This is a genomic window from Hydrogenophaga sp. (genome assembly GCF_041633695.1).
GTDB lineage: Bacteria > Pseudomonadota > Gammaproteobacteria > Burkholderiales > Burkholderiaceae_C > Hydrogenophaga.
Genome location: NZ_JBFJMY010000181.1, coordinates 1 through 7,793, shown reverse-complemented (window position 1 = coordinate 7,793; position 7,793 = coordinate 1). Strand labels below are relative to the sequence as shown.

8 protein-coding genes are annotated in these 7,793 nt (G+C 64.9%); 6 read left to right on the top strand and 2 right to left on the bottom strand.

Features of this window, described 5'->3' with window-relative positions; genetic code table 11:
- From ABYB95_RS12470 to ABYB95_RS12450, 5 genes are all read left to right on the top strand, one after another.
- Window positions 1-1,463 (top strand): DNA polymerase III subunit gamma/tau C-terminal domain-containing protein (locus ABYB95_RS12470; protein WP_372658878.1); only part of this gene is annotated, 1,463 nt, incomplete at its 5' end.
- A gap of 37 nt (window positions 1,464-1,500) precedes the next feature.
- Window positions 1,501-1,833 (top strand): YbaB/EbfC family nucleoid-associated protein, encoded by a 333-nt coding sequence (locus ABYB95_RS12465; RefSeq protein ID WP_372658876.1) that lies wholly within the window; start codon window positions 1,501-1,503, stop codon window positions 1,831-1,833.
- A gap of 113 nt (window positions 1,834-1,946) precedes the next feature.
- Window positions 1,947-2,564: a recombination mediator RecR gene (gene recR, locus ABYB95_RS12460; protein ID WP_372658875.1), complete on the top strand. Its 618-nt coding sequence runs from the start codon at window positions 1,947-1,949 to the stop codon at window positions 2,562-2,564.
- 26 nt (window positions 2,565-2,590) lie between these two features.
- Entirely contained in the window at window positions 2,591-2,995 is a 405-nt protein-coding gene (locus tag ABYB95_RS12455) for an MAPEG family protein (protein WP_372658874.1), read from the top strand.
- A gap of 149 nt (window positions 2,996-3,144) precedes the next feature.
- The gene (locus ABYB95_RS12450) at window positions 3,145-4,197 is read left to right on the top strand and encodes an ABC transporter substrate-binding protein (protein ID WP_372658873.1); all 1,053 of its coding nucleotides are present in this window, start codon (window positions 3,145-3,147) and stop codon (window positions 4,195-4,197) included.
- A 33-nt stretch (window positions 4,198-4,230) separates the two neighbouring features.
- Here the strand turns inward: ABYB95_RS12450 and ABYB95_RS12445 are convergent, their stop codons facing one another.
- Both ABYB95_RS12445 and gloB read right to left on the bottom strand, forming a co-directional pair.
- Window positions 4,231-5,877: a transglycosylase SLT domain-containing protein gene (locus ABYB95_RS12445; protein ID WP_372658872.1), complete on the bottom strand. Its 1,647-nt coding sequence runs from the start codon at window positions 5,875-5,877 to the stop codon at window positions 4,231-4,233.
- Window positions 5,878-5,894: 17 nt separating this feature from the next.
- Window positions 5,895-6,668 (bottom strand): hydroxyacylglutathione hydrolase, encoded by a 774-nt coding sequence (gloB, locus tag ABYB95_RS12440; protein ID WP_372658871.1) that lies wholly within the window; start codon window positions 6,666-6,668, stop codon window positions 5,895-5,897.
- A 223-nt stretch (window positions 6,669-6,891) separates the two neighbouring features.
- Here gloB and ABYB95_RS12435 point away from each other — a divergent pair, with 223 nt between their 5' ends.
- Window positions 6,892-7,722, top strand: coding sequence for a class I SAM-dependent methyltransferase (locus tag ABYB95_RS12435; RefSeq protein ID WP_372658879.1), 831 nt, complete (start codon window positions 6,892-6,894; stop codon window positions 7,720-7,722).
- Window positions 7,723-7,793 lie beyond the last annotated feature (71 nt).

Sequence of the window (7,793 nt, the reverse complement as noted above, 5' to 3'; positions counted from 1 at the left end):
CGCAAAAAGTGCCGGTCACAGTGCTTTCGCGCTGCCTGCAATTCAATCTGAGGCCGATGGCACCAGAGACCATGCAGGAGCACCTGGAGCAGGTGCTGAAGGCCGAAGACGTGGCGGCCGACAAGCAGGCGCTGCGCCTGCTCTCGCGGGCGGCGCGCGGCTCCATGCGCGACGCGCTCTCGCTCACCGACCAGGCGATTGCCTTCGGTGGCGGCCAATTGCAGGAAGCCTCGGTGCGGCAGATGCTGGGTGCGGTGGACCGCTCTTACGTGCTGCGCCTGATCGATGCCCTGGCCCGCGCCGATGGCGCTTCGGTGGTGGACACGGTCGACAGCTTGCGGCTGAACGGCTTGAACGCGGCGTCCACGCTGGACGAAATGACCGGCGTGTTGCAGCGCATGGCGGTTTTTCAGGCGGTGCCCGCGCGCGCGCTGGTGCAAGACTTGGACGACCCGGATGCGGCCGATGTGGTGCGTCTGGCGCAAAGCCTGCCAGCGGACGAAACCCAGTTGTTGTACAGCCTGTGCTTGCATGGGCGTGCCGAGCTGGGTCTGGCGCCCGACGAATACGCGGCTTTGAACATGGTGCTGTTGCGCTTGTTGGCGTTCAAGCCGACAAGCGTCTCGCAAACCGTGGCCCACGCCGCAGCGGCTGAAAAAAAAACTCTGAACTTAGCGCCGCCTGAACAGGTTGCGGCGCCACCACCTCCGCTGGCGACACCCGTTCGTGCAGAGGTACCAGCGCCCATGGCCGAGCCCCGCGTGGCTGCGCGCGACAGTGGGCCCGTTCATGGGCAACCAGTTGTGCCCAGGGCGCAAGCACCCGCGCCCGCCGTGGTGCGTCCATCCAGACCCCATGAGCCACCGCCTTGGGAGGCCGACGAAGCACCCGAAGTCGGTGCGGCCTTGGCCGATGAGCATTTCGAGCCCGAGCCTGAGGTCGCAGCCGAGCTGCCCGCGTCGCGCCGTGTGGTGTCGGTGCCTGTGCGCGACCCCGGTGAACCCGGTGTGCGTGACCAGCCCAGACCACGGGGTGCCGTGGCGCCTGCAACGGTGTTCACGCCGGAGCAGGGTACCGAGGAGGGGGCGTTCTGGCACGAAACCGTGATGCAGCTGGTGCGCGCGGAAACCATCGCGGCGCTGGTGCGCGAACTGGGCTTGCAATCGCAACTGGTGGCACGCGACGAAGGCCAGTGGCTGTTGCGCATCGAGCGCGAAACGCTCAACCAGGGCAATAGCCGCGAACGCCTGGCGGCGGCGCTCGCGACCCTGGGGCACGAGGTGCGGCTGGCGGTGGAGATCGGTGCCGTGGTGGACTCTCCGGCCTTGCGGCAAAGCGCGGAGGCGGCGCGCCGCTTGCGTGCGGCCGAGGCCCAGATACTGGACGATCCTTTCGTGCAAAGCATGATGCGCGACTTTGGCGGCAAAATCGTACCCGGATCGCTCAAGGCGGTGGACGCCTGAGCGCTGTTTCAATTTTTATTCAAAGACTAGGAAAACCATGTTCAACAAAGGACAACTCGCAGGCCTCATGAAGCAGGCGCAGGCCATGCAGGACAACATGAAAAAGGCCCAGGACGAACTGGGCAGCCTGGAAGTCACCGGCGAGTCGGGCGCTGGCCTGGTGACGGTGCTGATGACCTGCAAGCACGATGTCAAGCGCGTGACCATAGACCCCAGCTTGCTGGCCGACGACAAGGACATGCTGGAAGACCTGGTGGCGGCTGCGTTCAACGCGGCGGTTCGCAAGGCGGAAGAAGTTTCCCAGGAAAAAATGGGCAAACTCACCGCGGGCATGCCCGGCTTGCCAGGCGGCATGAAGTTTCCTTTTTAAGGACTGCCGAATCGGCTTCATACGCGCTTGCGCGGGCTTGGGAGCCGCTCCGGTGTTCGGGGTGGCTACTGGCCGCGCAAGGTCGCTGATGTCTTGGCCCATCTGCCCTATACATGGCTGAAAACCAATCGCTCGATTTGCTGGTGCAGGCATTGCGTCGCCTGCCCGGCGTGGGTGTGAAGTCGGCCCAGCGCATGGCTTTCCACTTGCTGCAACACGACAGGCCAGGCGCCTTGCAGTTGGCCAAGGCTTTGCAACTGGCCACGGAACAGGTGCAGCATTGTGTGCTGTGCCACACCTTCACCGAGCACGATATCTGCACCACCTGCAGCGATGCGCGCCGCGACCGCAGCCAGCTGTGCGTGGTGGAGAATCCCGCCGACCAGGCCGCGATGGAGCGCACGGGCGCCTACAAGGGTCTGTACTTTGTCTTGATGGGCAAGCTCAGCCCACTGGACGATGTGGGTCCCCACGACATCGGTTTGCAAAAGCTGTTCGACCGCATCCGCGCGCCTGCGCAGGGCGCGGACGATGCGGTACCCGAGGTGAAGGAAGTCATTCTGGCCACCAACTTCACGGCCGAAGGCGAAACCACCGCCCACGTGATCGCACAGGCGCTCAAGGGCAGTGGCGTGCAGGTCACGCGGCTGGCGCGGGGCGTGCCGGTGGGCAGTGAGCTGGAGTATGTGGATCTGGGCACGATCGCCCATGCGCTGGTGGACCGGCGCTGATGGCTTTTTTGTAGCGAAAGACGCGTATGAAAATCGCAGGATTGACGGTGGCCTATTGGGCGGTTCTGGTGGTGGCCTTGTTGCCCATCATGTGTGCGGGCCTGGCCAAGTGGGGCATGTTCTCCAAAGCACGCCGCGAGGGCGGTTACGACAACCACAACCCGCGCGCCTGGTTGGCCGGTCAAAAAGACTGGCGCGCCCGGGCCAACGCAGCGCAAGCCAACAGCTTCGAGGCGTTGCCGCTGTTCATGGGCGCGGTGATCATCGCCCACCAACTGGGCGCCTTCCAGACGCGGCTGGATGTGCTGGCCTTCATTTTTGTGGTGCTGCGCCTGCTGTACATCTTGCTGTACGTGGCCGATATGGCCCGTGCTCGCAGCGCGGTCTGGGCGCTGGCCTTCGCGGTCAACATCGCGATTCTGTTTACCTGAGCGGTCTGGCTCAGAGGCCATCGCCCCCGTTACCTTTGCTTGCGTTTCGGCTCGGTACAAACCCGCTCGGGATTCGCCCCGATGCGGACGCCGCCTCTCTCTCGTAGCCTTGAACTTCATAAGGACAGGTGTCGAAGAGAGGATGTGGCATGTGGAGTCGTCGGGGTTTGGGGCGTGTGTGTGCGTCGGCGCTGTTGAGTGCGGGCCTGCCCTGGGTGAATGCGCAGAACAAGGCGCCCGCCAAGCTCCTGCCGACGGCCGGCCCGACGACGGTGGCCGTGTACGACAAGACGGCTTTTTCCAATCTGCCATTGACCATTGCCGAGCGCCTGGGCTATTTCGCGCAAGAGCAACTGGATGTTCGTGTCCGCGAATACGCCGATCTGAATCTGAGCCTGCAAGCGGTGTTGTCGGGTGCCGCCCAGGTGTTCTGCGGACCGTACAGCAGTTCCTTGCTGTTGCATGCCCGTGGGCAGCAGTTCCCCGCCTTCGTGTTGCAGGGCCGTGCGCCACAAATCGTGCTGGGTGTGTCGCTGCGCACCATGGGTCACTTCCGGCACCTGAGCGAACTGCGCGGTAAACGAATGGGGGTGGTGGCCATGGGTTCGGCCACACACCGCATGGCACAGATCGTGGTCGAAAGCGTGGGTCTGCAGGCCCGCGACGTGCAGTTTGTGGCGCTGCCCGAGGCCCAGCAAGCGGTGGATGCATTTCAATCGGGCGATGTGGATGCGCTGTGTTACGGCGACCCGGTCATGACCTTGCTGGAGCGGGACGGCGACCTGCGGGTGGTGGCGGACGCCCGCACCGTGCGTGGCAGCGCCGAGGTGTTCGGTGGCGCCATGCCCGAGGGGTGCCTGAGTGCGCCCATGGGTTTTGTCAAAGCCCAGCCCCAGGCGGTGCAGGCCGTGACCAACGCCATGGTCCACGCCTTGAAGTGGTTGCAGACCGCAGGCCCGTCCGACATCAGCAAGGCGGTGCCTGAGAGCTATTTTCAAGGCGACCGGGGGATTTATCTGGCGGCGTTCAGCCGTGCCCGCGAAGCGTGGGCGCCCGACGGCCTGATGCCCGAAGACGGCCCGCAAACCCTGGCCCGTGTGCTGGCCCGCTTCGACGACGGCGCGCAACTCCAGCGGGTCGATCTTGCGCAGACCTTCACCAACGAATTTGCGCGCAAGGCCAAGGCGCTGTACAAGGCCTGACGCAACGCGAAGGACGGCAGGTGCGTCGGGGGTTCAGGGACGCTTCTTGACCTTGCTGATGTCGGCCAGCTTGGTCGTGCTTTTGGTTTTGGCCGTGGCCTTGCTCTTGCTCGGTGCCTTCTTGGCGGTGCGCACGGTCTTCTTGCTGCTGGTGGCCTTGCTGCGTTTGCTGCCCACGGCCACTTTGCTGCTGCTGCCGCTGGCCATGCGGGCCGAGGCTTTTTGCGGCAGCATCACGACCACCCTTTGCCCGGTCTTCAAACGCGTGTTCACGCTGGCCTTGTTCCAGCCCGCCACGCTGGTGGGGCTCAAGCCGTAGCGCTGGGCCAATTGGGCAATGTCTTCGCCCTTGCGTGCGCGCACGCGCACGCGCTTCAGAACGATGTCGGGCTGCAGGCTGAGATGGCCGTTGTCGGCCACGGTTTCGGGCACGTCGTTGTTGCGCTTGCCACCGCGCGGCACCAGCAGGCTGGAGCCCGCGCGCACCAGCATGCGTGGCGGTATGTTGTTGATGCTGCGCAGCTCGCCTTCGTCCATGTTCACGCGCTCGGCCACCTGCGCGGCGCTCATGGTGGTGGGCACGACCCAGACGGTCCAGCTCGCCAGCGGACCGTCGTAGCGGTTCAGGTTTTCGGTGAATGTGGTCGCACTCTCCCAGGGCAACAAAATGTTGGGCATGCCAGCGGCCATCACCAGCGGTTGTTTCAGCGAAGGGTTGAGCGCCCGAAAGTCTTTCTCGCTCATGTTGGCCAGCCGCGCGATCACCGAGACATCGATGTCGCGGTCGATGCTCACCGTTTCAAAGAACGGGTGGTTGCCGATCACCGGCAAGGGCGCGTTGAAGTTCTCGGGCCGGGACAGGATGTTCTTCACCGCTTGCAGCTTGGGCACGTACAGGCGGGTTTCCGCCGGCATGCTCAGGTCGGTGTAGCCGGTGGCCAGGCCTTCGCGCTGGTTGCGGGTGATGGCGCGGTTGACGTTGCCCTGGCCCCAGTTGTAGGCGGCCAGCGCCAGATGCCAGTCGCCGAAGCGGTCGTGCAGCTGTTGCAGATAGTCGAGTGCCGCCTTGGTGGAGGCCAGCACATCGCGGCGGTCGTCGCGGAACACGTTCTGCTTCAGGTCGAAGGACTCACCGGTGGCCGGCATGAACTGCCACATGCCGGCCGCCTTGGCGCTGGAGACCGCCTGCGGGTTGAACGCGCTTTCGATGAAGGGCAGCAGGGCCAGTTCGGTCGGCATGTTGCGCCGTTCGATTTCTTCGACGATGTGGAACAGGTATTTGCCCGAGCGCTCCGTCATGCGCTGGATGTAGTCGGGGCGGCTGGAATACCACTGTTCGCGGTCGCGCACCAGATCGTTGTTGAGATCGGGCATGGAGAATCCGCGCCGGATCCGGTCCCAAATGTCGCTGGGCGTGGCCAGCAGCGCCACCGGTGCCACGCTGGTGTCTTGCGTGGCAATGGCGGTCAGCGGTCCGCTGGGGCGCACGCTGCGAACGGTGGTGGTGGTCGCCGGTTCCGCGTGGATGGTCGTCGTCTGTGAGGGGCTCTGAGCCGTTTCCAGGTTCACGCTGGCACAGCCGCTGAGCGCGACCAAGAGCGCGGCGAAGCTGGCGGTCAGCGGCCCGTTGCGCCGGGCGCGGTGTGGATCGGTGTTTTCGGGTGTCAGATGGCGGTTCATCGGGGTGCTTCGGTCGGTCATCTGAATTGGTTCTTCCATTCGCGCAAGGTGGCGAAGATGTGCACGGCATCGCTGCTTTGGCTGGGCTCGCGGCCCAAGGCGGTTTGCACGACGGCGGGCACTTGCGTGCGCAAAAAGGGATTGATCTGCTTTTCAAGCCCGATTGAGCTGGGCAAGGTCGGCTGGTTCTGCTGGCGCAATTGCTGGCAGTGGTGGGTGTACTGAGTCAGGTCGGTGTTGCCCGGTTCCACCGTCTGTGCAAAACGCAGGTTGGCCAGGGTGTATTCGTGGGTGCAACACACGCGGGTGTTGTCTGGCAGTGCGGCGAGCTGGGTCAGCGAGTCGTGCATCTGGGCCGGCGTGCCCTCAAACAAGCGGCCACATCCGCCCGAGAACGGCGTGTCGCCGCAAAAGAGCAAGGGTTTGCCTTGCCACTCCGGCGCATAAAAGGCGATGTGGCCTGCGGTGTGCCCGGGCACTTCGAGCACCTGAAACCGCAAGCCCATGGCTTGCACTTCGTCGCCCGCGCTCAAGCGCTGCAAGGGCTCGGGCATGGGTTCGCTGGCCGGGCCGAACACCCGGACGCCGGTGCGTTCGCGCAGGGCGGCCACCCCGCCGGTGTGATCGGCGTGGTGGTGGGTGATCAGAATCGTGTCCAGCCGCAGGCCTTTTTGCGCCAGGGCGTTTTGGACCACCGTGGCATCACCCGGGTCTACCACCAGCGCGTTCTGGTCGTCGTGCAACATCCAGATGTAGTTGTCGTCGAAGGCGGGCAGAGGGGTCAGGGTCATGTGAGGCAATCGGGATCTCTCTTTCCATGCGTGGCGGGTGTCGCGCGAGCAGGTATTCGGGGGGTGGTGCAATTATCGCAGTGCCAGCGCGCGCTGAGGGCAGCCATTTGTGTGCAGCGGCTACCATGCAAGTCTTGGCCGGGTGGCTTGCCACCCATGGGTTTCATCACCGAACAGGCATGCGTTGAATTCAGACACCACCACCGAAGCCGCCGGCAGCGCCTTGACCGACTGGTTCCATACGCCACCGGGACGGTATTTGCTGGGCTGGGAGAAGACCCAGTTCGACCTGGCCGTGTCCGATCTGTTTGGCTACAACGCCTTGCAACTGGGCTTGCCCGAGGTGGACACCTTGGCCTCCAACCGCATGCCCCACCGCTGGCTGGCCTTGCACGACGCCGCCGAGCTGGACGCGCTGCGCCCGGCCAAGCCCGGTGCGACCACCGGCGTTGCGGGTGGCGGGCACCAGGCCGTGCCACGCCCTGCCGATCCGGGGCGGGCCCGCGTGGCCTTGATCACCGATGCGGCTGCGCTGCCGTTTCCGGCCGCCAGTCTGGATCTGGTGGTCTTGCCCCACACGCTGGAACTCAGCGCCGATCCGCACCACGTGCTGCGCGAGGTGGAGCGCGTGCTGGTGCCCGAAGGCCGTGTCTTGATTTCGGGCCTCAACCCCGCCAGTTTGTGGGGCCTGCGCCAAGGGCGTGGTCGTCTGGGCGCGCGACTGGGTTTGCCGTCCCTGAGCAGTCCTCCGCTGTATTTGCCCGAAGCCGGTGATTTCATCGGTCCGTGGCGCTTGCGCGACTGGCTGCAGCTGCTGGGATTTGAAGTAGAGTCGGACCGCTATGGCTGCTACCGTCCGGCGGTGAAAACCGACAAATGGCTGGAGCGCATGGCCTGGATGGACCGCGCGGGTGCCCGCTGGTGGCCCATTTTTGGCGCGGTGTACTTTGTGGTGGCGGTCAAGCGGGTGCCTGGCATGCGCTTGCTGGGGCCGGCCTGGAAACCCAGGCGGGTCGCTGCGGCCCGGCCCGTGTCGGTGGCCAACCGGCACTGAAGATGCCGTGTGCCTGTCGGCCGCGGCGGGGCTGCTGCGCACCCCGACTCACTTGAATTTGATGGAGCTTT